At 59.2% G+C, this 22,994-nt stretch carries 22 protein-coding genes; 17 read left to right on the top strand and 5 right to left on the bottom strand.

Annotated elements, in window-relative coordinates:
* Positions 1-968: 968 nt before the first annotated feature.
* Entirely contained in the window at positions 969-1,160 is a 192-nt protein-coding gene (locus tag ABIB80_RS30825; RefSeq protein ID WP_007595434.1) for a CsbD family protein, read from the bottom strand.
* A gap of 292 nt (positions 1,161-1,452) precedes the next feature.
* Between ABIB80_RS30825 and ABIB80_RS30820 the strand changes: the two genes are divergently transcribed.
* Positions 1,453-1,722 (top strand): hypothetical protein, encoded by a 270-nt coding sequence (locus ABIB80_RS30820; protein WP_007595436.1) that lies wholly within the window; start codon positions 1,453-1,455, stop codon positions 1,720-1,722.
* 450 nt (positions 1,723-2,172) lie between these two features.
* Here ABIB80_RS30820 and ABIB80_RS30815 read toward each other — a convergent pair whose 3' ends face one another.
* A complete protein-coding gene (locus tag ABIB80_RS30815) occupies positions 2,173-2,421 on the bottom strand; it encodes a PilZ domain-containing protein (RefSeq protein WP_007595438.1) in 249 nt (82 codons plus the stop codon).
* A 528-nt stretch (positions 2,422-2,949) separates the two neighbouring features.
* Here ABIB80_RS30815 and ABIB80_RS30810 point away from each other — a divergent pair.
* Complete coding sequence (locus ABIB80_RS30810; RefSeq protein WP_354128945.1) at positions 2,950-3,123, top strand: hypothetical protein; 174 nt, start codon at positions 2,950-2,952, stop codon at positions 3,121-3,123.
* Positions 3,124-3,279: 156 nt separating this feature from the next.
* Here ABIB80_RS30810 and ABIB80_RS30805 read toward each other — a convergent pair whose 3' ends face one another.
* Positions 3,280-3,519 (bottom strand): hypothetical protein, encoded by a 240-nt coding sequence (locus tag ABIB80_RS30805; RefSeq protein WP_035993372.1) that lies wholly within the window; start codon positions 3,517-3,519, stop codon positions 3,280-3,282.
* A gap of 241 nt (positions 3,520-3,760) precedes the next feature.
* On the opposite strand from ABIB80_RS30805, the gene ABIB80_RS30800 reads away from it, so the two are divergent.
* The 6 genes from ABIB80_RS30800 (at position 3,761) to terL (ending at position 13,281) form a co-directional block, all read left to right on the top strand.
* Complete coding sequence (locus ABIB80_RS30800; RefSeq protein ID WP_354128944.1) at positions 3,761-4,027, top strand: hypothetical protein; 267 nt, start codon at positions 3,761-3,763, stop codon at positions 4,025-4,027.
* A gap of 4,810 nt (positions 4,028-8,837) precedes the next feature.
* On the top strand, positions 8,838-9,002 hold the full coding sequence (locus ABIB80_RS30790) for a hypothetical protein (protein WP_161494791.1): 165 nt from the start codon (positions 8,838-8,840) through the stop codon (positions 9,000-9,002).
* Positions 9,003-9,181: 179 nt separating this feature from the next.
* Complete coding sequence (locus tag ABIB80_RS30785) at positions 9,182-10,030, top strand: hypothetical protein (protein ID WP_085359872.1); 849 nt, start codon at positions 9,182-9,184, stop codon at positions 10,028-10,030.
* A gap of 59 nt (positions 10,031-10,089) precedes the next feature.
* On the top strand, positions 10,090-11,436 hold the full coding sequence (locus tag ABIB80_RS30780) for a DNA modification methylase (RefSeq protein WP_085359870.1): 1,347 nt from the start codon (positions 10,090-10,092) through the stop codon (positions 11,434-11,436).
* Positions 11,429-11,845: a DUF5681 domain-containing protein gene (locus ABIB80_RS30775; RefSeq protein ID WP_354128943.1), complete on the top strand. Its 417-nt coding sequence runs from the start codon at positions 11,429-11,431 to the stop codon at positions 11,843-11,845. Before ABIB80_RS30780 ends, ABIB80_RS30775 begins: the two co-directional genes overlap by 8 nt.
* Complete coding sequence (terL, locus tag ABIB80_RS30770) at positions 11,842-13,281, top strand: phage terminase large subunit (RefSeq protein ID WP_354128942.1); 1,440 nt, start codon at positions 11,842-11,844, stop codon at positions 13,279-13,281. Before ABIB80_RS30775 ends, terL begins: the two co-directional genes overlap by 4 nt.
* A gap of 58 nt (positions 13,282-13,339) precedes the next feature.
* Here the strand turns inward: terL and ABIB80_RS30765 are convergent, their stop codons facing one another.
* Positions 13,340-13,735: a hypothetical protein gene (locus tag ABIB80_RS30765; RefSeq protein WP_354128941.1), complete on the bottom strand. Its 396-nt coding sequence runs from the start codon at positions 13,733-13,735 to the stop codon at positions 13,340-13,342.
* Positions 13,736-13,981: 246 nt separating this feature from the next.
* Between ABIB80_RS30765 and ABIB80_RS30760 the strand changes: the two genes are divergently transcribed.
* The 5 genes from ABIB80_RS30760 (at position 13,982) to ABIB80_RS30740 (ending at position 17,915) form a co-directional block, all read left to right on the top strand.
* Positions 13,982-14,842, top strand: a complete 861-nt coding sequence (locus ABIB80_RS30760) for a YqaJ viral recombinase family protein (protein ID WP_354128940.1) — start codon at positions 13,982-13,984, stop codon at positions 14,840-14,842.
* The gene (locus tag ABIB80_RS30755; protein WP_354128939.1) at positions 14,826-15,968 is read left to right on the top strand and encodes an ERF family protein; all 1,143 of its coding nucleotides are present in this window, start codon (positions 14,826-14,828) and stop codon (positions 15,966-15,968) included. Before ABIB80_RS30760 ends, ABIB80_RS30755 begins: the two co-directional genes overlap by 17 nt.
* A complete protein-coding gene (locus tag ABIB80_RS30750; protein ID WP_007595464.1) occupies positions 15,965-16,534 on the top strand; it encodes a hypothetical protein in 570 nt (189 codons plus the stop codon). The genes ABIB80_RS30755 and ABIB80_RS30750 overlap by 4 nt, the downstream gene beginning before the upstream one ends.
* A 161-nt stretch (positions 16,535-16,695) precedes the next feature.
* Positions 16,696-16,995: a helix-turn-helix domain-containing protein gene (locus ABIB80_RS30745; RefSeq protein WP_354128938.1), complete on the top strand. Its 300-nt coding sequence runs from the start codon at positions 16,696-16,698 to the stop codon at positions 16,993-16,995.
* Positions 16,996-17,204: 209 nt separating this feature from the next.
* Positions 17,205-17,915: a molybdate ABC transporter substrate-binding protein gene (locus ABIB80_RS30740; RefSeq protein ID WP_354128947.1), complete on the top strand. Its 711-nt coding sequence runs from the start codon at positions 17,205-17,207 to the stop codon at positions 17,913-17,915.
* Between the two features lie 206 nt (positions 17,916-18,121).
* Here ABIB80_RS30740 and ABIB80_RS30735 read toward each other — a convergent pair whose 3' ends face one another.
* Positions 18,122-18,472, bottom strand: a complete 351-nt coding sequence (locus tag ABIB80_RS30735; protein ID WP_007595479.1) for a hypothetical protein — start codon at positions 18,470-18,472, stop codon at positions 18,122-18,124.
* Between the two features lie 503 nt (positions 18,473-18,975).
* Here ABIB80_RS30735 and ABIB80_RS30730 point away from each other — a divergent pair.
* The 4 genes from ABIB80_RS30730 (at position 18,976) to ABIB80_RS30715 (ending at position 22,884) form a co-directional block, all read left to right on the top strand.
* Entirely contained in the window at positions 18,976-19,401 is a 426-nt protein-coding gene (locus ABIB80_RS30730; RefSeq protein WP_354128937.1) for a cupin domain-containing protein, read from the top strand.
* A 277-nt stretch (positions 19,402-19,678) separates the two neighbouring features.
* Positions 19,679-20,662, top strand: coding sequence for an ABC transporter substrate-binding protein (locus ABIB80_RS30725; protein ID WP_354128936.1), 984 nt, complete (start codon positions 19,679-19,681; stop codon positions 20,660-20,662).
* Between the two features lie 936 nt (positions 20,663-21,598).
* A complete protein-coding gene (locus ABIB80_RS30720) occupies positions 21,599-22,069 on the top strand; it encodes a Cif family virulence factor (protein ID WP_035995222.1) in 471 nt (156 codons plus the stop codon).
* Between the two features lie 59 nt (positions 22,070-22,128).
* Positions 22,129-22,884 carry a transglutaminase-like cysteine peptidase gene (locus tag ABIB80_RS30715; RefSeq protein ID WP_354128935.1) on the top strand — a complete coding sequence of 252 codons (756 nt, stop codon included), beginning with the start codon at positions 22,129-22,131 and terminating at the stop codon, positions 22,882-22,884.
* Positions 22,885-22,994: the final 110 nt, after the last annotated feature.

Genomic DNA, 22,994 nt, shown 5'->3' with positions numbered 1-22,994 from the left:
CGCTGCGACGATGAAGCCGAAAACCGAGGAGTCCGACGAGCTCTAACGGTTAACTGGAAAGATCAGCGCGCTGCGGCCTACCGCGTAGGGTTACCGATCTGCTGGACGGTCGTCCGGAAATCAAAACCTGTACGTGCCTTTAGGTCCACGGCCAGTTTCCGGCGCTGCGTGCGGAGATCATCCAGAGCCCTCCGATTGTTCAAGCGAACGTAACCGTCCACAATCAGCTCGATTGCGTTTGGCATCCCACCCCCTGTCGTGATCGACCGGCGCCGAACCGCTTACCCAGCAACACGCTTCAAAACTTCAAAACGGCATCTCTTCGCAAATTGTGTGCAGCAGCCGTCAAATGAGACCCTATGATCAGACCCAAGTCGACCTCACGCCAGGAGAGCAAGGGGGCTGCACATTCAATGGAAGACCGGCTCCCAATATCGCAATTGCGCGTTGTTCATCCCTTTGGAGATCGGCACATGAGATGCCGTCCATGACGGGTCTCCGTCGCAAAAGAACTATTTAAAATCCAAACGCGCGACCGATCTGCCGCAGCATAGCCATGGCCGCGTCGGTGTACCGACCGTGGGTTAGGTATTGATCCACTTGCGCTGTACTGATCAGCGCAACAACGAAGACCGTGAAGCCCTTAAGCATTCGGGCGTCTCCTGAAAGAGACCGCCAACCGGGCGTGTCGAAGTAATAGACTGTTCTCAGAATGCGCTGCCGCATAATGCGACTGTATGTAAATGGTGACAGTGACCGGTAACCAATCCCTTAACCGGCGTTAGGTGCGCCGCCCCATGGACGAGGCGAAGGCGCTGCAAGAGCCGTTGCTCATGTGCTCAAGGTCGTGATGCGAGAGGTAGGAAAGGAAGATAAAGCCGCTGCACAGAGGCGCGCGGTTCCTCGATAGCGCAAACAAAACCGCCGCCCAGAAGAAGCGGCGAGTGTTAGTCCCCACATAAGGGAAGTCACTTCTTCATGGCGTCTGCTGCATCCCGCGCGGCATCCTTAACGTCACCGGCGGCGTTGTGCACGGCGCCCTTGGCCTTGTCGGCCCTACCTTGTCTTTGGAGGTCCTTGTCGCCACTCAGCTTGCCAGCACCTTCCTTAATCGTGCCCTTGGCCTTATCGGCGACGCCTTTCACGTGCTCGCGATCCATAACGCGCTCCTTCACTCTTTAGATCTTTCGATGACGCACAACGCGCGAGCAAGTTCAGCGTTCCGAGTAGCCCTGTTCACCTTGGAATTTCGCATCAGGCACCCGTGTGCGCTCCAAATCTAAATTCGACCTGGTGCTGACCTGTGTTTGCACCAGAACTCGTGGAACCTCGAAATCTCGGGTGAGTTACAGAACCGGAGAAGCGGTAATCTAACCATGCGCCCAGTAGCACGGTGGATTTCTGTTTATCCGTTCGTCCTCTATTGGGCAGTACTTAAACAGAGAGGTGACAATGAAAGCATCCCTTCTTGCTGGCGCGCTCATCGTCGGATGGGCTGCTCCAGCACTTGCTGACGAGTTCTACGTCGTGCAAGGACCTAGCCACAACTGTACGATTACCACCACGCGCCCGGCGGACAAGGAAGTCGTGACGCAGATCGGTCCGATGGCCTTTAAGAGCCGCGTCGAAGCTGAAGACCGCATCAAGCAGACCAAAGTCTGCGACGAAGGCACCGTTGGTAGCAGCACCAGCAGCACGACCGTTATCAAAGAGAAGCAATGAATTCCTGATCGAATTCTGGCGAACTTCGAGAAAGATCGCGCCCGGTGGGCGCGACCTTTTTGTTTGCAGATGCCGCGCTATTTCAGATCGTGTATTCGCCTCCCGCAGAGGGCTCGACAAATTGGTTGGCGGTTGCCTCTACATCACATCCATGCGGCATTTGGATGACTAACCGGCCCGCCGCGCGAAGACACGTCCGCTAGTGCGGCTTACTCGACCCTGCTGCTTATGGAAGCGTTGCAATCGACTGTAAACCGCAAGGCGAGTGCGGCCTAGCCACTGGCCGATCCCGCGTGCAGTCATGCCACTGTCGAATAGCGCAAGAAGTTGCGCTTCTTCCTCGGGGGACCACGAACGGATTTTCCGGTCTATTGTTTGACATCGCCCATCCATGCCAGCGAAACAACCGCGAATTCCATTGTAGGGCAGAGCTAACTGACCCTTCTCCGCCTAAAGATCATCCTCGAACGAGACCCCGATAAGATTTCCACTCGACCAGACTAGGCGGCAACTTCGGATGATGCGATCTGTCTCGAGCATTAGTTTGAATGTGGAGGCCACGTGCCGCTTCGACGGAAGCTCAACTGATGCCCCTTCTTCCGACATGTTGACCACGCGGCAGCGTAAGCTGGCGCCGTCGCCTGAAATGTAGGCGACCTCGTCCACATCGATGCGCTCCAGCTTTCGACGTTCTATCATTTCATTATAGCCGCAACGAGATCATCTGCGCCCGATGTGCACCTTGTCTCTAGCAGCCTAAATTGTCGCGCGATCTGTGTTGCTAGGTCTGATCGTTCCTTACCGAGAGCTTTTCTTTGCTCAAGCATGTCGTGTCCGTCACGCTCGAGCACCTGGATCAAGATGGTTTGACTTTCGATATAAAGCTGCTTGGTTGCGATTGCTCGAGCGATAGCCGCTAGTTCATCATTGCAATCCGAAGTCATTAGCAATCTCATGGCTGGCCTGCCGGCGAGTAAAGCTCCATCCTACCTGGCCTTACCTGCGAAAACGTTACACTTGATGCGGTGGAGTCCCAGCAGCCCGGCGCCTCCTTTGCCGACGGATTAGTCTGAAGGCGCACACGCGACACATTCTCCCGTTTGTGCGGCGCCAAAGGGATTTGCCGCCTTACGTTGTCCGTACTCTTACGGACGTTGCGCATCCGAAAGCTTTGACGTCTACTTCTGATTGTTTTTATGACGATCTTGTTTCCCGACGAGAGGGCCCATGAGCGTTAAAGCCATGATGGCGATGATCCTCCAGAACCAACTGGCCTTGCGAGGCGTGCATTCGCTGAAGGCGTCTGACTACGACCAGATCGTAGAACTTCTGATTGAGCAGCTCAGAGAGCTGGAGCTGAGCTTGGCTGTGCGAGAGATTGCCGACAAGCCCCGGGAATAGCAGCAGCACCCGATTTTTTAAGGGAGGACGAAGACGAATGCGGAGATTATTGTTCAGACACCGGTGCCCAAAGCCGACAACCGCTACTGGCTGATCCGATAGAACAGTGGCGGATACCCGGCCAATCGGGTCCAGAGCCACGCGTTGGTGCGGCCTTCAGTCAGATTTCGTCCGTGCAGCAATCTCTTTGACCTTTGTCAACGTTCGTTCGAATTCGGATTTGAGATATTGCTCGTGCGCCAGGTCTGTTGGCTTCAGCAGAAATGCGACTTTCACGAAAAAGCGGTTCAACAGCGAAGTAATTAAAAGATTGTCCGAGTGTTTCGACCGGAGCGCCGTAAGTCGGCGACGCATCTCGATGAGATCAAGCGTTTCGTGGTCCGGCTGCTCTCTCAAGTGAAGCTCGCGCGACTGTCCAGCGTCGAAGTCGCTGCACCGAATATAATGGTGCGGCGACTTCGCTGGGGTGGAGCGGACAAGGACAATGTCCCTGTGCGCAAACCTAGTCCTCTAGCGCGCGGCAGCAATCACGGTCTGGAATTAAGCTTGATGTTCGTGTTGCAAGTTAATTCTGGAACTGAGCGTAGGGCGAACAATAGGAGGTATTGAATTTCGGATGCACTGCCCGGGCTGTTCCATGTTGAGCGCAAAGTGGACACTCCCCATCTGCTGCTTTGCCGAGCTGTCTTGCGAATTCTTGTCTGAGGTCTTGCGTCTCCCAATGTGCACCATCGCTCCTGACGATCTTCTTGGCGCGCTCGAAGGCGTGGCTTTCGGCTGCATCGTCGCCGACGCGGACATCCTAAAGACGTTGGCCGTCTTCCGGCTCGGCCCCGGGGCGATCATCGGCGGCTCGTACGTGACGCCTTCGTCTCTCGTCAGAGAGGCAAGCCGGTCCAATTGATTAGCTAATCCGGTGAGGGTCCTTGCGACGCTCTTCAACAAAATTGCTCGTTCGGTGGAAATAGCGGATGATTTAGCAAGGGCCTTGTATTCAATCGCGAGTTCTTGACGTCGGGCGGCAACATACAACCAACGGCCGGTCTGTCCGGTAGCGGACACACCCACCTGACCTGAGGCCGGCTCGCGGCCTTTAAATAATAAAAGGAACTTAATTTGTTTAATTGCTTTAAATTTCGTTCGGCTTAATATCCGCACGCCACCAACCGGAGCTCAGCATGCCAAGCGCCACAGAAGACGAGGATCGCCGCGAGTTCTTAAAGACCTGCGGTAGGTTTGCCGTCGTGACGCCTCCAGCGATGACGCTCCTGCTATCAACATCGCTGACGTCTAACGCCATTGCGCGGTCTGGCGGGGGCAGCTCGCATGAGCATCACCACCATCACCACCATCATGACGATTAAGGCAGTGGCATTTCGATAGGCGGTGCCTTGGGCAACGCCGTAGGCGATCATGCCGGCCTTACGCCGTCGCCGGCATGGAGTGGGCGGCCCTGGGGCGCTCCTGAAGCCCCCCTGCGCTCCAGGGCGCTTTCCCCTCACAGGCACATGACCCTAGCCGGGCGAACATCACCGGCGCGCCTCGCTCCGCGACCAGCAGCACTTTCATTCTGGCCGATCGCCGACCAGCAGCCCACCTCGCTTGTTGGGCGCGAATCTGCGAACTGTATAGGCAGGCATAGGCGTGCAACAGGCTGGGGGCCGCTGGCGCGATGGAACAGTCACGCTACCCACTGGTGAGAAGGTGGACGCCGGAAGATCATCAGCGGCTGATCGCTCTGGCCGCCGCAGGAAATCGACCCGACGATATCGCTCGCGCGCTGGGATAGGAGAACTGCGCGGCTGGTGCACGATAGTTCGAATTTCCATAAGACGAACATCGAATCATGGAAATCGAACCCGTTTTCAGGCAACTCCCGCTAACTGGTGGTTCGGGAACAAAAATGCCCGATCGACGCGACGATATTCCGTCTCGGCAAGTTGGCAACGAATGTCACTCGTTACGCTTGATGCTACCGAGATGCGTTAAACCTGAAACTGCTGACCAGAAATGGATCTGCACGTGAGGCCGGCTAGCTATACGAACACGCGAGATCGAAAAGCTCCGAATACTGACGATGCCAAACCACGAACATAATACCGCAAATGTTCGTTGCGAGTTGCGGCCTTCTGTTTGAGCTGTGGAGAATAGTGAAAACCAGAAGAATTAAGAGCGCAGCTCGCATTTAATCCGACGCAGTGAGTCGGAGTCCCTGAAGTGCCGGACATTTGGTTTCCACTTCTCGCGACCGCCATCGTCGGCACACTCCTTTTCCTGGCGTTCCGACGATAGCCCGCCGTGTGGCAATGAATCCTCAGCGGCCGCTGAAATTGCGGTTCCCTACGTGATGCCTTTGACTGTGCATAAACAGGAAGGTTCACTTCCAAGACAGGAGGTGGACGTGAGTACCTGGTTGCTCATTTTTCTAGTTATTTTGAGCGTGGGCATTTTAATCGCCCACGCTATCGACGCGATGCGCTCCTGAATCGCCGGACGTCACTTGCCATTTAATTGGATTTTCGTGAAGAAGACCAAAATCGCGCACTTGTCTAATCCTAAGCGCTGCTCCGGCTCGAAATAGAGCGGCTGAGGGCTGAGTCTTCCCGCATCGCTCGTCAAAGAGGCAGACTGGTGAGTCGAGAAGCAAGACAAAGGAATGCATGTTGTTTTTGCACTAACGAGGCGAAGGCTGCCTTCGCGCAGCTATGCAAGTCGCAAAGCGTTCATTGTTCAGACGCCTAGCGGCCAAGTTTGCTCTCTCAAGAGAGAAGAAACCCCGTGGATCACCAGCCGGAGAGCGAGACCGACATCCGGCTCGCGCCTTACGCAATCGAAGTACTGCTACCAGAAAGAGGGAGAACCACCGCATGAAAGCCGCGCAGATCGGCCGGTATTCGCAATGCTCAGCAGATGCCCTGAAACTAACCTCCTGCGAAACGATCAACCGCCCGATGGCAAAGAGCCGCGCGAGCCGATATCCCGCGCCGGAGAGAGCCCCGTGTTGAGATCCACGCTCCTCCGCTTCCCCGCGCCAGCGTTTCGCGGCGCTCGCTTCCAGCTGTCGAACCCCGGGACCTTTCGAGATTAGGTAGCCAAGGCCAAGCAGAGATATCGTCGTCATCGGCCGAAACGCGCGATCTGCCGATTTTCCTTGGCGCGGGATACTACATCCGGCTGATCCAAGCTAACGCGCGCAGATCGCGGCGGTGCCGGGGCCGTAGACGGGCTGGCGGTGTTTTGTGCGATCGCGAGATCCAAGGCCCGGCCTTGTCTGCGGCGGCAGTCGCCTGGAAGTCGTCCATTTTGCGAATTCGAAAACCGTGAGGCCCGAGCGGCAGGCCAGCAGCAATATCTTGCTTGCCCCTCGCAGCAACTCGACGCGTGGCGATCCGCGGAGGGAAAGCATACAGCGAATGTGCGAAAGCGAACAGACCTGATGGGTCAATTTGACTAGTCTCGCGGTGGTCCCAATTGCGGGCCACGTCTTCTGGGGCAGTACCATAGAGGGGCGTGCAATGGACGCTCGTGCGCGACTGGATGGTTGTCATTTCGCTCTGCACCAACATTGTGAGGCACTCGCGTCTCAAGTATCCGAACTTGAGACCCTTAGAGACCGAGTAGCCAAGGCCGAGCGCAGAATCGTCGGTGCGACACGCGAAACTAGAGCTGGGAAGGCGGTTTATGAGGGCAGCGCGGTCGGCCCGGCCAGCAACGCGATCATCTGATCAGCGTAAGGGTCCGGGCTTTCAAGACTGACTTCGCTGCTACCCGCCCCAGCCGGGGGCCGGACTGTGGACATTCGTGATTACCAACCGCAATTTGAGCAGATGTCCCTCGATGAGTTGTGGGCTCTCTACACGGATGTCGATCAGATTCTCGCCGCGAGGATCGTTGCCAAAAAACAAGAACTCGACAGGCGACTCCAACAACTCCACCAAACTAATGGACCGGGCGGTTCATCAGAGCTCAATGTCCGCGCATCATCGTCGGGTCGCGACCGCCTCTGACAAGGGCGTCGCGCTTGCCGCAAACCCTGCGCGCGAGCGAGGCGCCCCGCCTACGGTGATCGGGCCATCGATCAATGTCTGCTGGCGGTCGCTTCAGCTTGTGGCTGCACCTGTCGTCCTGGCAACAGACCAAGAGACCGCGGCCCCGAACCAGCTGATGTCCATAACCGGGAGCAATGAAAATGCAACACCACAGCATCGCCGACGTCAGCTGCGTCATTCTTCAATGCCTGGATGCATATCAAGCCGCTGACGTTGAACCACTCGTGTTGAAGTGTTTCCCGGATCTCGACCGGCATACGCTTTGGCAAGCCTACAACTTAGCCTTGGTGGCATACACGTCAGGCACAGGCCTTCACCACCAACGACAGCAAGCGGCAGCCGCGCAATGACCGAATTTGGAAAAACGCTCGTGCCTGCGACGTGCTAAGCACCGCAGGACCGAACCGCATCACAGATCAACAGGTGGCGTACCAGCGATCCGGAAACGGTAGTAGAGGCCAGGTGCCTGCGTTATCATTCGCGACCGCAGGCATGACGTCGATGGTTGTCCGCCCACTCGAGGCACGCACCAGGCGCACGCCCGCGACGATGGGAGCATTGACCGGAAGGCGTCCGGCTCAGATCACGCCCACAATGATCAAAACTCCGACCTCGACCAATAGGAGCGTACCCGTTGCCGCGGAGATGAAAAACAAATCACCCAATGACAGGAACTGCATGATTCCCCTCCCAATTTGCCAAAGAAGCGGCCCCTACATCCTTTGGACGGCGTGAGCAGGGGCAAGATGATGGGGCCGCTTCCAAGGAGGTCCTTGACGCGTGCGTCCGGCGCCAAGCATTAGCATCTTAATCCAAATTTAAATCTCGTCCATTATTTAATTTGTTTAATTTCATTTTATTAGTTAATATTTAATCGGCGCGGCGAGCGATCTCTCTGCTCGGGCGCGCTAGTCGAGCGGCGGGCTCGGGCCTGACCTATATCGGGCGGCCTGCCGCATGGGGTTGGAGGGGTTGGTATCGAAGCACCGGGACCGCCGGTGCGGTCGGCAGAAGCACTGGCAGGTAAGAACATACAACATCCCCGATGTGCAGGAGAGCTTTGAGCCTTCGATGATCAGCGCTGTCGCCGAGCCCACGCGCTGGCTGGTTCGCACGCCTGGCGGTCTACGGGTCGATTGCAGCGCTTCCGCATTACGGACGTGTGTTCGCGCTAGGGGCGGGTTGGTCGTAGGTCCTGGCGATTAAACTCGCCGCCGCCCCTCCTGAAAGGGTGTGAAGACTAACCCGCTGCACTTGGGCTTCGCCGATGCAATCAAATCGCAGGTGTGCTGGTCGCCATCTCGATCCGTTCACGCTCATCTTCATGGCGGGCCGACTGCACGCGTCGGTGTAGCGCCGCCCGCGAGTCGGTCGAACTTGTCCCTGAGCCTGTTGTTTGCCGTCGACGGCAAAAACCTGGAGCTGGGAGCGGTCCAGAAATGCGCCACCCCGTGTAGGTTCGCTGCGACCGCCGCGGCCGCAAAGGCCCGCAACGTTTGGCTTGGCTCGCATGGGACCGGTCGTGCGCGAATATGCATACACGAAGCCCCGCAAGCGTCCGCAACGCTTGCATCCCACTTTCTCCTCGGTCTTCGGGCACAACTCAGGATGGCACCCGTAAATTTCCCAATGTCGCCCGTTTCGGGCCGGCCCGAAGATCACGCGATGAAAATCTCGAAGCCGAAGGAATGGAGCGACCTCGAACGCAAGAAGCTTTCGGCGATGATCCGCCGGCGGTACGGCGCGGCGGAGATTGCCGCAGCTCTTCGCCGGCATGTCGGCTCAGTAAAGCGCATGGCGCGAGAGATGGGGTTGCTCCTGAAAAAGTGACGAGCGGGAATTCGTCGTGCACCACCGTGTTTGTCCGGCCTTGCCTAAGCACGATTCTCGCGGAATCTTGTATTCTGAACCTGAGAGCTTTCACCTGATGCAGGGCGGTGGTAATGCTGAGGCGCGCTGATCCAAGATGGGGTTGGTCCGGACTGGTCCGACTAAACGGTTACGGACAAATGCACGGGCCGGGCAGCGCCTCCGACGGTTTTCTGCACAGCGACGACTTATTTGGCACTTTGATGCGGATATTCCCTGGCCGTTTCCACGACGGCCATGAGGCGGATATTCGCAAGGAGCTCGATTGGCTTCGCGAACTCATCCTGAAGGATGACAGGCGGTGGCGAGCTAAGCAACCAAGCCGAGCCCAAATTAACGCGGCGCTGGATGATATCGCTCGCTCCGTCCGCCAGTTTCTCACCTGCGCGCAGCACGTTGAATTCGATTGGCTCGCTGGGAATCCGCCGACCGAACCCGCAGGTCGCCTGAGCGTGGCCTACTCTTTTCCAAATCGACTACGAGCGCTTGTGCGCAGCGCCAGGCGGGCCGGCAACGCTGAGCTCCTCATGGTTGCCGATGCAGCCGATCGTCTCGCCGAAGATCTTACGATGCTGAACGAGCCTTCACAGAGCAGGATCTTTCGGTACCTGCCCAACACGTGGGACTACGAGGTGCGACAGTTCGCTGATACCGTGCGGATCGCGCAACGACTCGAGCTTGCGACCCGTACAGCGCTCGAAACCGGCAAAAAGTCCGGTGGCCCGCTCCCGCGGCCCATGCTGCTGCACGTCGTAATTTCGCTCGGCGAGCTGGTCGAGCGCTACGGCGGCACCTTCGCCCACAATCCCTACCGGGGTTTGGAGTATAAGGGCGAGGTCAATACGCCCGCCGGACATTTCGTCTTGCAATTCCTGCAGAGCTGTCTTCACATCACCGAACAAACTGTCTGCAGCCTGATGGCCGCTGCCATCAAGCGGCGAAATCGCACCCGCGATCGCAAATCGGGGATCAGGGCCACGTCCTTCTAAGTGCATTCTGCGCGCCTCCCGCCAATATGCCGATAGGCATATCGCACACGGAGGCTCTCTTGGAGAACTACACCCGACCAACCAATGGCGATGCACTTCGCCACGATTTGAAAGCCGTTCACGTTCGGATCGGCGACCTCAAGCCGCCGCCCGGCAACCAAACCCGTCGTCACCCCAAGCGACAAATCGATACGCTGGCGACAAGCTTGGGGGAGTACGGTCAAGTTTTTCCCATTCTCGTTGACGCGATGCTACGGGTGATAGCGGGATGGGCGGTCGTTGCAGCGGCCGCGCAGATCGGTCTGGATCATGTCCTCGCCGTCACCATTACCGATCTCAGCGAGGCTCAGCTGCGAATGCTGAGGCTTATGCTCAACCGCGTAACTGAAGAGGCCAGTTGGGACGTCGAGGCTCTGCGTCTCGAATTGAGTGAGCTCCTGACCATCGACCCACAGATCGACCTGCAACTAACCGGATTTTCGATGGGAGAACTCGACGTCGCGGCGTCCGATTCAGAAGATTGGGAGGACGACTTGCCCGCACCCGATGCCGAGCCACCAATCACCAAGCCCGGCGATCTCTGGGCACTCGGCGATGAGCATCGCATACTCTGCGCCGATGCAAGAAATGACGAAAGTTACCGTCGGCTCCTGGACGATGAGTTGGCAGACATGGCGTTCGCGGATGCGCCGTACAACCAGAGAATCGATGGCCACGTATCTGGCAAGGGGAGAATCACCCATGCCGAGTTTGCGATGGCATCCGGCGAGATGTCGACGACTGAATTCGAGGCGTTCTTAGCGACGAGCTTTGCCCTGCTCGCCAGCTTCACCAGGGATGGCGCCATTCATTTCCTTTGCATGGATTGGCGCGGGATCGGACCGCTGCTGGCTGCCGCCACTCCCATATACACGGAAATGAAGAACGTGTGCGTTTGGGCCAAGACAAACGCCGGCATGGGATCGCTGTATCGGTCGGCGCATGAACTCGTCTTCGTGTTCAAGAAGGGGCGCGCGCCACACGTCAATAACGTGCAGTTGGGCCGGAACGGTCGAAATCGCTCGAACGTGTGGAGCTATCCCAGCCAAAACACCTGGACAAATTCGGCCAAGGGCAAGCTCTCGCTGCACCCGACCGTCAAGCCAGTCGCGCTTGTGGCCGATGCAATCCGCGATTGCACCAACGAGCACGACATCGTGCTCGATCCGTTCGGCGGCGCCGGCACGACACTGATCGCCGCCGAACGGACCCGGCGCCGGGCACGGCTGATCGAAATCGACCCCAGCTACGTCGATGTCACGATCCGCCGCTGGCAGCATCTGACCGGCAAGGCGGCAGTGCACGCCGAGACCGGCGTGCCGTTCGGCCAAACCAGCCCGGCGAAGCTGGAGCGCGCCAGTGGCTAAAAAATCGGATAAGGGCTCTGGCTATGGCAAACCGCCCCAGCACACCAGGTTCAAGCCGGGGCAATCCGGCAACCCGCGTGGTCGGCCGAAAGGCAGCCTGAATTTTACCACCGACCTGAAAACCGTCCTATTGGCCCCGGTCGCGGTCAACGACGGCGGCAGATCACGACGCGTCACCACGCAAAAGGCGGCATTGCTTCGCTTGCGGGAAAAGGCGCTCAAAGGCGACGTCAGGGCGCTCGACAGATTCCTCTCCCTCGCGATGGCGATGAGTGTCGGCTCCGCGGAAGAGACCGCGACCAGCCTGCCGCCCGAAGATCAGGCCATCCTCGAGGCATATCGCCGAGACGTCTTGGCCAACGCCGATGCGACGACTGCAAGCCAACGCGACGAGGAGGACGCCACATGATGCCGGTGTTGGCGGCATTGCTGCGAACGGATGTGCGGTATTTCATCCATCGGGCCTTCGCGACCGTCTTTCCCGGCAGCGACTACCTGGCGAACTGGCATGTCGATGCCATTGCCCATCAGCTCATGCGCGTTTACGACGGCGATTGCCCTCGGCTCCTCATCAACCAGCCGCCGCGGTCGCTCAAATCGCTGTCGGTTTCGGTCGCGTTCGTCGCCTGGTGGCTGGGCCACGACCCCAGCCGCCGCATTATCGTGGTCAGCTACGCCAGCGAGCTGTCCGCCGAGCTGCACCGCCAGTTCAGAATGGTGATCGAGTCGGGCTGGTATCAGGAGCTGTTTCCGGCCATGCGCCCGGCCAAGGATACCGGCACTGAACTCGTGACCACGGCGGGCGGCAGCCGCTACGCAACCACGGTCGGGGGCACGCTAACCGGTCGAGGCGCGGACCTCATCATCATCGACGATCCGCTCAAGGCGGAGGAGGCGATGTCGGAGTCCGCGCGCAACCGCGTCACCGATTGGTTTGGCGGCACCTTGGTCTCGCGATTGAACGACAAGGAGGACGGCCGCATCGTCGTGGTGATGCAGCGCCTGCACGAAGATGATCTCGCCGGTCATCTGCTGCAAGCGGGCGGCTGGCATCACCTCGATCTGCCGGCCATTGCCATCGAAGATAGCGACATCGCCATCGGTCACGATCGCCTCTTCCGCCGTCGCACAGGCGACCTCTTGCACCCGCGGCGCGAAAGCAAGCCGGTGCTGGAGCGGATCAAGGCCGAAATCGGCAGCCTGCAATTCTCGGCGCAATACCAGCAACGGCCGGTGCCACTCGAGGGCAATTTGATCAAGCGCGCCTGGTTTCGCTGGTTCGATCAGTTGCCGCCGGCGGGGACATCCGACTATGTCGTGCAGAGCTGGGACACCGCCATGATGACCGGAAAGGCCAACGATTACTCGGTCTGCACCACCTGGCGCATGATCAAGAATGACTACTACCTTGTCGATCTCTACCGCGGCCGGCATCAATATCCCGACCTGCGGCGCGCCGTGGTCGCGCTGGCGATACGATATCACGCAGACGCGGTTTTGGTGGAGGACGCCGGGCCCGGCATTGCGATGTTGCAGGACCTGCAACGCAATACGCCAACCGGCATGCCGCGCCCGATTGGCATCAAACCCGAAGGCAGCAAGGCCGACCGTATGGCGGCACAATCCTTCCGGATCGAGGCCGGACAAGTGCATCTGCCGGCAGAGGCGCCCTGGCTGGACGACTATCTGTTGGAGCTGCTGGCGTTTCCCCACGGCAAGCATGACGACCAGGTCGACAGCACCTCGCAATTCTTGAAATGGGCGGGCAATCACCCGATGTTCGATGACATCGAACTCAACATCATTTCGGTCGGCCGGGAGGGTTATGGCTATGGTTTTCCATGACCGGTCGCCGGGCAGCTACAAGATCGAGAGTTTCTCCAGAACGAAGCCAATCGCAATTCTACACCCGCGGTGCCTTGAGCGAGTGAAGCGCGCGCTTCTGCGCGGCCAGCGCGCTACGCTCGTAGCGTTCCAGGCCGTTCAGCCGTCGTGCAATGGCGTCGATCGGACCATCTAAGAGATGGGCCAACAGCGCCTGGCGGACCCGTCGCACCCGCCATAGGTCGCACTTGGCATTCGCAAGGGCGGCTACCGTGTCCGATCCAGTGTCACAGCCGAGGCCCGCGCTAACTGCAATCATCAGCGTTGCGACCTCCGGCTCGTCCGGCTTGCAACTCCTGGCGAGCCCATGGCGCAACGCGTTGCGGCTGGACCTTGCCTTGCCGCCCGCCGTTGTCGGGCCCGTGCTGCGCTTGGCATTGGCGCGATTGGCTTCGCTTTGTCGAATTGACGACATGTCGAGCTCCTCGGCCGGGGGCTAGTTGCGGCACCTGGAAAGGTGGCCCTAAGATCCTGACTTCTCAAGGATTTTCCAGCCCAAAGAACCGCTAAATTGCTGCAGAAAGGACTGGCATTCCCGCGCCAAAGGAGCGTTAATCATTAAACCGGCCGGCAGGCCCTTGGCCCCGGTCTCTCCCCTCGCAGTGGCGGGGGTTTTGGTGGTGCGGCGGCAAGCCGCGTTTGCCAAACCAAGGAGAGACCGGTGACCCTGATTGCAACCGATGGCGCGGAGACGCCACATCGCATCGTCAAGTTCGACCCTATTGACCGGCGCGCCTTTGTCGGCGGCTCGGATGCCCGCATCATCATGGGCAATGATCAGGACGATCTCACGCGGCTGTGGCGCGAAAAGCGCGGCGAGATCGCGCCGCAAGATTTTGCGCACAACCTCATCGTCCAGCTCGGCAGCGTGACCGAAGACCTCAACCGCAGCTGGTACCAGCGCGCGTCGGGCGTGACTATTACGGATATTCAGAAGCGGATTCGCCATCCCGTCCACAGCTGGATGGCCGCCACCCTCGATGGCATCGTCGCAGAAACCGGCGCGGTGTTCGAGGCCAAGTTCATGTTGCCCTGGGCCTTCACCGAGGAAGCCGCGGCCGACAAACACATGGCGCAGCTGCAGCACAACATGTGGGTGGTCGCGGCGCGCGCGGCCGTGCTCTCGATCATCACCGGCGGCGGCAAATGGGTCGAGCTCACCGTGCATGCCGATCCGCTCTACCAACACCTGCTGCTGACGGCGGAAAAGAAGTTCTGGCGCTGCGTGCAGAGCGGCGAGCCGCCGCTGCTGTTTGGGATCGAGGCGCCACGGCCGCGGCTCGCCGCCGTCAAGGTCGTCGACATGAGCGCGTCCAATCTGTGGGCCGCATGCGCGGCGACCTATCTGCGCACCCGCGATGCCCATGGCGAGCACGAACTGGCCAAGACCGAGCTCAAGAAGCTGCTGCCCGAGGATGCCAAGGAAGCGTTTGGCCACGGACTTCGCGCCAAACGCTCCAAAGCCGGCGCGATCAGCTTTGATCCGGTTGAGATGGAGCGCGTCCATGCACCAGGCCAGTGAGCATATCGGGGCGATCGCGGCGGCGCTGGCCCGCGCCCAGGCCGAACTGACCAACCCGGAAAAGACCCTGACCGCTCAGATCCGCTCGCCGTTCCTGCGCGATGACGACCGCACCTTTCGTTACGCCTCGCTGGCGAGCGGCCTCGACATCGTGCGCAAGACCTTGAGCCAGCAGGAGATCGCCGCCATCCAGAGCACCCGGGTCGAACAGGTCACCGGCCACATCCATCTCACCACCCTGCTTGCCCATTCCTCCGGCGAGTGGATCTCCTCGGACTGGCCGGTCTGCGCCTCAAGGGACATTGAGGCGCCGCACCGCATGGGCGCGGCGCTCACCTACGCCCGACGCTACGCCCTGTTCGCGCTGGTCGGGATTGCCGGCGAGGATGATCTTGACGCCCCGGATGCGGCCGCTGGTCCTCCCGCACCACCTAACCCCAAGGCCTCGCCCGGCAAGGGCGCTCTCAACCGTGCCCCGGTGCTGCGGCCGGGCGAGTCCGCCGCACTCCGCGAGCAGCTATTGCGCCAGCTCGAAGCGCTGCCCGCCAGCACCGATCTGCTCAGCTGGGCCATGGCGAGCCTCCCGCTCAAGAACAGCCTGCAGGAGCCGGATGCCCGGCACGTCGAGGCAGCTTATCAGGCCAAGCTTGAGGACGCTGGCCGTGCTCAGGCCGAGCAGACGGCCGACCTGAATGGCACGCCAAGCCTGCCAGCAGCGCCTGCTGCTGACGCCGAGGCCGCGCTGCAGCCAGCGCTACCCGAGGCCGGGCTCGCCTATCCCAAGGAGCCGTCCCGCAAACGCAGCAAGACGCACCTGTTGTTTGTTAGGGGGCAGCCCTGCCTGGTGTGCCGGCAAACCCCGTGCGATGCCCATCATCTGAAATTCGCTCAAGCCCGGGCGCTCGGCCGCAAGGTCAGCGATGAGTTCACTGTCCCCCTGTGCCGCGCGCATCACCAGGAGCTGCATCAGCACGGCAATGAACGGGCGTGGTGGGCGAACCTGCAGATCGCGCCGCTGCCGGTGGCGCAGGAGTTGTGGGCGGCAAGCCCCGTCCACGATCCCGCCAACGTCGCCGTCGGCGCCGCGTCGCTTGCGGCAAACCTGGATTCGGAGGCCGCCGGATGAACGGTCTGTTCCAAACCGCGCGCGAGCTCACCGTCACGACGCTGCCGGTCGAGTTTGAGTCCTTGGCGTCCCCGCCACTGCTGCTGCCGGGCGAACAGCTCGAACACTACCAGGCGCTCCAGCAGGCGATTTTTACCGACCTCGCGCCGCGCTCCGCCATCGAATGGCTCCTCGCCATTGACGTCGCCGAACTGTCCTGGGATATCCAGCGCTACCGCATGTTGCGGCATAAATTACTCGAGACCTATCGCCAAAAGGCGGTTGAGGCGGCGCTGCGGCGCATCGACATGGTCGGAATTGATCCCGAGTTCGAAGCGGAGGCCGAGACCTACACGCTACAAAATGCCCTGAGCTGGCGGTGTGATCCCGTCGCTGCGTCCGAGATAGAGGCGCGGCTGAGGACCTATGGCTTCGACCAACGCGCCATCACCACCGAAGTCTACGTGCAGGCCCGCGAGGTCCTGGTCTTGTTCGAGGGGCTGCTCAACGCAGCACAAACCAAGCGCATGCTGCTCCTTCGCGAGATTAGGAATCAGCGTTTCCTCAGTGGACCGCTGCGCCGGTGACGCCGCTCGGTTTCGGCCGATCCCTTTGACGCCAAAACGTCGTGCCCGCTCGATCGGTGTGTGGGTGGCGTCGCAGCTACGGGCATGAATCCGCGCTGTGACGGCCGTTTCTACACGGCAGTCAGGACCACACGCGCTCGACAGTCGCGCGCGCCTCGAAATTGATCGATGGTGGCGCGTTGGACGACGGTTCGGTTGCTGCACTCGCCGATCGGCTCGGGGTAAGCTCGCGCCACCTCGCGCGTCTGTTCGAGCGGTATGTCGGGGCCAGCCTGCAGCAGGTAGCAAAGACCAGGCGTGTACAGCGGGCGAAGCGCCTAATTGACGAGACAAATGATCGATGGGCCCAGATCGCCTACCGGGCCGGCTTTGGCAGCGTGCGCCGGTTCAACGCCGCCTTTCGGGAGCTCTCTGGACGCTCCCCGTCCAGCATTCGCCACCGCCGCAAAGTATTCGCGTGAGACAGGCATCGCCAGCGTTGGTCAGCTTCTGGGCCCTTAGCCGACCCGCCGTGTGAATGCGGTTGGGGACTGCTTGTGACCCATCTGAGACATTAGGCGTTTAACCTAGAATGGCGTAGCGTCGACGTGCGATCAACGCTCAGTTCATATTGACTTGTGGGAGTCACATGAGGACGTTTTCTTTCGCGGCAGGGGGCATCTTGGCCGTGATGATGCTGTCATCGGCTACGACCTCAGCTGAGTTGAGGGTTCTGGCCGGCGGCGCCATGACAGCAGTGTGGGCGGGTCTCAAGCCGAAGTTCGAACAAACCTCGGGCCACAAGCTTGATATCTTCTTCGGCACCACTCCGAACCTGATCAAGGAAGCTACCTCCGGCAAGCCGTTTGATGTCGGTGTCGTGCCGGTTGAGGTGATGAGGGACGCTGGCGCGCGATCACATTTCGCAGCCGGGCCGACGCTGGACATAGCTCGTGTCGGCCTCGGTGTCGCGGTTCGCGCCGGTGCGCCGAAGCCCAACATCTCCACGTCCGACGCGTTAAAAGCTGCCTTGCTCAATGCGGAATCGGTCGCCTCAATTCCGGAAAGCGCAACCGGCTATTCAATAGCGAAGGTATTCGAGCGCCTCGGCATCACCGAGCAGATGAAAGCCAAGATGAAAGCGCAGCCGACGCCGGCACAGGTCGTCGCTGTGGTCGCCAAGGGCGAGGCTGAACTCGCGCTGTTCCTGATGAACGTCTTGACGGTGCCGGGCCTCGATGTGGTTGGCCCGTTCCCTGCTGACTTGCAGCAGGATGTCGTATTCACGGCCGCGCTCGGTGCGGGCACGAAGGAAGCCGCAGCCGCGAAGGCGCTCGTCGACTACCTGAAAACGCCGGACGCCATATCGGTGATCAAGAGCAAAGGTATGACGCCGGGGTGAAACAATCAGCTGCTTCGTGGGGCAACGACGTTCAATCGACGCTGCTACAGCGGATTGCTTAACCCGCTGGTGCATGTCGGCTGATGGCCCGTGGCTGACCCCAGCCCGGAGCGCGGGGATGTCCGCTTCGGGCAACTGATCCGACCAAGGCCATGCTGGCTGGAGAGGGCAGCCTTTGACCGAAGCGGACTACCTTTTAAAGGGCATTAAGTCATACTGCCAGGCATGAAGCATCGGACGCGCGGATGGCCGTCTATGTAGTGCCTCCAGACCATTGTGCGGCCGAAACGGTTTGGTTGTGTGATAACCGCGCCGTCAGGTACGATCACCCATTCGTCGTCAATGAGGACGCGGTAACGCCCACGAGTGGACTCCCAATCCGCATCGGACACTATGTATCCGTCGGCATCGGTACAGCACTTCCCAAATTCGCTCTGCAGGCTTTCGAACCATGGCTTCAGCGGAGAGTGGTCGTATCGGCCATCGTCACGTGCCAGTACGGGTGTCAGTAGCAACGCTGAGCCAAGCAACGATGCCGCAAGTTTCGCTGGAAACATCTCTTTGCCTCCGCGATATTCACCGGCCGATCCGCTGGCTTGGTGCGGCTTAGGCTGGCAACCCGGAAACTAAGTCCGTTGCAACTGCCGCTGATGAGTGACGGTAGCCAAAATCGCTCGACGCTGTGATGGGACAGTTCATCCCCATCGTCTACTGACGTGAGTCCGGCAATTCGAGCGAAGGTTCAAAAACGACAACAGTTCAACTAAAGGCCAGTGCAGCTGCTTCTTTGGCCCAGCCTGTCAGGACGGCTTGGGTCGACTCGGCCAATTGACCGCTGCTGGGCCATCGGCGAAGTAGCAGCGCACCGGTTGAGGTCCGCTCAGTGAGGCATGGCGGACCAGATTTGCTCGCGTTGAGTTCTTCGCATTTTGACCCATGCCAGACATCATTGCCCAATAGACATGCCCAAGGTCCGACCATAGGCTTTCTGCTGATACTTCGGTGCGGATGGGCTGAGCCGTCCCGCGATCTTTTCTATGGCGTCACGGAAGGCACGACAATGGCTGAACTTATCAAGGTTGGCGAAATGCAATTGCGGTTTCTGCGCACCAAGTATGATACCAGCGGGGCGCTTGATATGTTTGAGGTGGTGATCCCGCCCAACTCCCGTATGCCGGTCCCGCACCATCACCGTGACTGGGAAGAAACGATCTATGGTCTTGAGGGCGTCATCACCTGGACGGTCGCCGGCAAGCGCATCGAGATCAAGCCCGGAGACGATCTCTTCATCCCGCGCGGTGTTGTCCACGGGTTCGTCAACGAGACGCAGGCGATTGCGAAAATGCTTTGCGTTCTCACGCCAGGCGTTCTCGGGCCGGAATTCTTCCGAGAAATGGCCATAGCCATCGGCGGCCCTGCGCCTCCTGATCCTGCCCGGATGGGCGAGATCATGAAATGTCACGGCCTGATACCTGCGCCATCTTAATTAAGTAGGCCGGCTGCATTCGCGCTCTGCTCGCGAACCGCGTGCTATTTGTGAATGTCGCTTGTTGGCCCGAAGGCGAAGATCGCCATCGTGTCCCGCACGTCGGGGCCAGAGCGGACCTCGAGAACACGCTGGCAAATTGAGGCGAATGACCCAAAGCCGATCGGTCCTGCACCGCATTTGCGATGCAGCATTTGCATCGGGTGCGACGATGTGCACCGGCTGCCACAACTAACACCTGATAACATTTAACCGGCTCACTATCTTCGAGGCCCAAATGAGGCGACGGGAGCTCATTGCGCTTTTCATGATTGCAGTAGCGATGTCGCCGTGTGCGGTATACGCCCAGAAGAGCCCGCTTCCGATAGTAGGCTACCTTGGCTTCGATTCCGCTGAGAAAAGCAAGGAACTGCTCGTCGCTTTTCGCGGCGGGCTGCGCGCCAAGGGTTTTGTTGAGAATCAGAACGTCGCAATCGAGTACCGCTTCGCCGAGGGAAAGTATGATCGGTTTCCGGAGCTGATAGCTAACCTCGTCCAAGGCCGTGTTCAGGTAATTGTCGCCGCCACTGGCACCAATGGAGTCTTGGCGACAACTTCCGCAACAAAGACAATCCCCATCGTGTTTGCAATTGCCATGGACCCTGTATCCCTTGGCGTCGTTTCCAGTTTGAACAGGCCCGGAGGCAACGCCACCGGTGTGAGCATGTACACTCCACAGCTTACGGCCAAGCGACTTGAGCTCTTGGCCGAGTTGACGCCGGGAGGCGGTTCGATCGCCGTGCTGATCAATCCGACAAACCCTAACGCAAATGTGGTCGCCTCAGACGCTGAGGCTGCCGCTAAGTCGCTCGCGCGGGCGATTCACATTCTGAAGGCCAGCACAGACGAGCAAATTGCTGCTGCCTTCAAGGAGATCAGAGACCAGCAGCATGTTGCACTTCTCGTTAGCCCAGACGCATTCTACATCGCGCGGCGAGAAAGACTTGCCGCGCTGTCCGAGCAAGGTCGGATTCCTGCGATCTACGAGTGGTCTCTTTTCGTAAAATATGGGGGACTTATGAGTTATTCACCGCGCATCACCGATGTTTCCTACCAGCTTGGCGTTTATGCAGGAAAAATTCTGAACGGCGCTGCACCCGCCGATCTACCCGTCGAGCAGCCTACTAGGTTCGAGTTGGCGATCAATCTGAGAACTGCAAAGATAATCGGCCTTACCATCCCGCCCCATCTTCTCGCGCGCGCCGACGAGGTGATTGAATAGCGGGCAAGCTACGTCCGCTCGTGGGCCCATCGGCGACCTCGGAGCCCATCCGCTCTTCGGCCGATGTTGGCGGTAAACCGCACATCAGGCAGCCAGCCTCTTAATGAGTACCTGGGGCCGTTTTGAACTTTCGCTCCATCGTTCAAGCCGGTCCACAACCATGTTTAGAGGCATTGCCATCGCGCTATTTGGAATGGGCATCTTTTCGCAGCTTGATCGAGCGTTCTTCTATGGCCGCAATACCGACGCCGTGCTCAAGCTTGCGCGGTAGATTGGCCGAGGCTTTGGGCTGTAGGTTAGCCGCGCTGCGCTCAAGATCGCTCGGGGACTACTTCTTCAACAGCAGTCCCAACGTTCGCGCCATGCGCCTCACCGATCCGGCGTGGCGACCGAGATCGGCGGCTATCCTCGATGTGCCAACTCCCTGCCGGGCCAGCCTGACCAACCGTCGGACCTCCTGCTCGGCCCATTGCTTTGGCTTCGGTGTTTTCATGATGCGGCGCTCGATCCGCACCAGTTAACCAGCGAGCGTTATTACCGACACTTGGGAAATTTACGGGTGGGCTTCCTGCCTGAGGCCGGCCCTCGCCGTTGAACGGCAATTTAGGCGCCTTGGGCCGTAGCGAGCTTGTCGTTCGTCCTAACCATGATGAACAAGTAGGCCATCGTGGCGTCGAGCAAGACACTTTCATCTGTCAAATGCGTCAACTTGCCTGTCTTTCCCGACCGCATTCGCCGCATTCTCGAAGGAATGCCGCCTCCGTCGTCGATGATCAAAGTTGGCGCGCGCCAAGCCGTGCAAAGTGGCATATACTCGCAAGCCGGTAGTATTACAGCCTAACGAAAGAATGCCCCTCGGAACAAATGCAACGCGACGTCCTACGTCAGGAGGACGTCGCGATGCAATTGTGCATCACAACCAGAGGGGAAGTTGTTATGAAGCGACGTTCATTGCTCTTGGCATTGTGTTCTTCCGCTTTCATCTCTGCACCGGCACTGGCCGATGAGGTCAAGCAGGAGGCCGAAAAATTAGCCGTCGCCTACACCGACTGCGTCGCCAAGAAAGACGCGGGCTGTGTCGCTGCGCTCTATACAAAGGACGGGGTCCAGATCAACCCGGGCGGTGTGTTTTCCGATCTTAAGACCGTATACGAAAACAACTTCAAGAACGGCACCGATCATATAGAGATCAGAGTCGGCAACATGTCGGTCATCAACAACGATCTGGTCGTTGCCAACGGCGAGACCGACATCTTCGGTAAGGACCCTAAGAGCGGCGACGCCACCCAGGTCACAGTGTTCTGGGGCGGCATCGACATACGTGAAGGCGGCGCTTTAAAAATCCGCCAGTTGACCGTCGGCATGAAGCCGCCTCCAGCTAAGGAAGCCAGCGCCGAGAAGAAGTAGGACGTCATCCTGTCGTAAGTCACCACGCGCCCATCCTCTTTGAGGGTGGGCGTTTGATCTTGCTGCACGTCGCTCCGAAAGCGAAATACGTTGCCTCGAAACCCACACACCCACACCGCTCGCGCGATATCTGCAAGTGGCCCATAACGGCGCAGATTGAGGCATCGACTGCCTCACATTTGATATCGCGTTTTCATTATTGCGTCGCAATATACAAGGATCGTCCAGCCCATCATGAGGCCGATGCGATGATCCGACATGCTGCACGCATGCTGGTGCTGGCGTGTTGTGTTAGCAGCCGGCCCGCCTACTCCAATTTCGACACACAGGAGGTCGTCCCTCCGCTTTCGTTCACGCTGTTCTGTACAAAGTACCCTGAAGATTGCCAGGAACAGCAGGACCGTCGGATAACAGGCTTCCGCTTCCGAGGGCAGCGCTGGCGCGAGCTCAATCAAATCAATTCAATTGTCAATTCTAGCATCGCGCCCGAGAGTCTGTTGGTAAGCCGGAATGACTATGAATGGCAGATCTTTCCCTATGATGGAAACTGTGGCGATTATGCCGTTACAAAACGCCATTTGCTGCTCCAAGCGGGCTGGCCAACCTCGTCTCTCCTTTTGGCAGAAGTTGTTATTCGCAACACAGGAGAGCATCACCTCATTTTGCTCGTACGAGAAGGAAGAGTCAGTTTCGTTCTCGACAATCTGAGCGGGGCGGTCGTCCAGCTCAACGAAGCCTCGGATCAATACGTCTTCCTGCGCACGCAATCGGGTCTGAACCCTCAACTCTGGATGCGCGGTCTTGCGAGATCTTAGCTGCTCGCCTGCGGTTCGAATTCTGCCACGTTCGGGAATTCAGTCATCCCGAGAGCTTGGGGTATTAGGCCCTTAGCCGGCCCTCCGAAGTTGATACGGCTGGCTCGTTA

Source organism: Bradyrhizobium sp. i1.15.2, assembly GCF_040548425.1.
In the GTDB taxonomy this organism is placed as follows: Bacteria; Pseudomonadota; Alphaproteobacteria; order Rhizobiales; family Xanthobacteraceae; genus Bradyrhizobium; species Bradyrhizobium canariense.
This window is presented reverse-complemented; position numbering and strand designations above follow the sequence as displayed.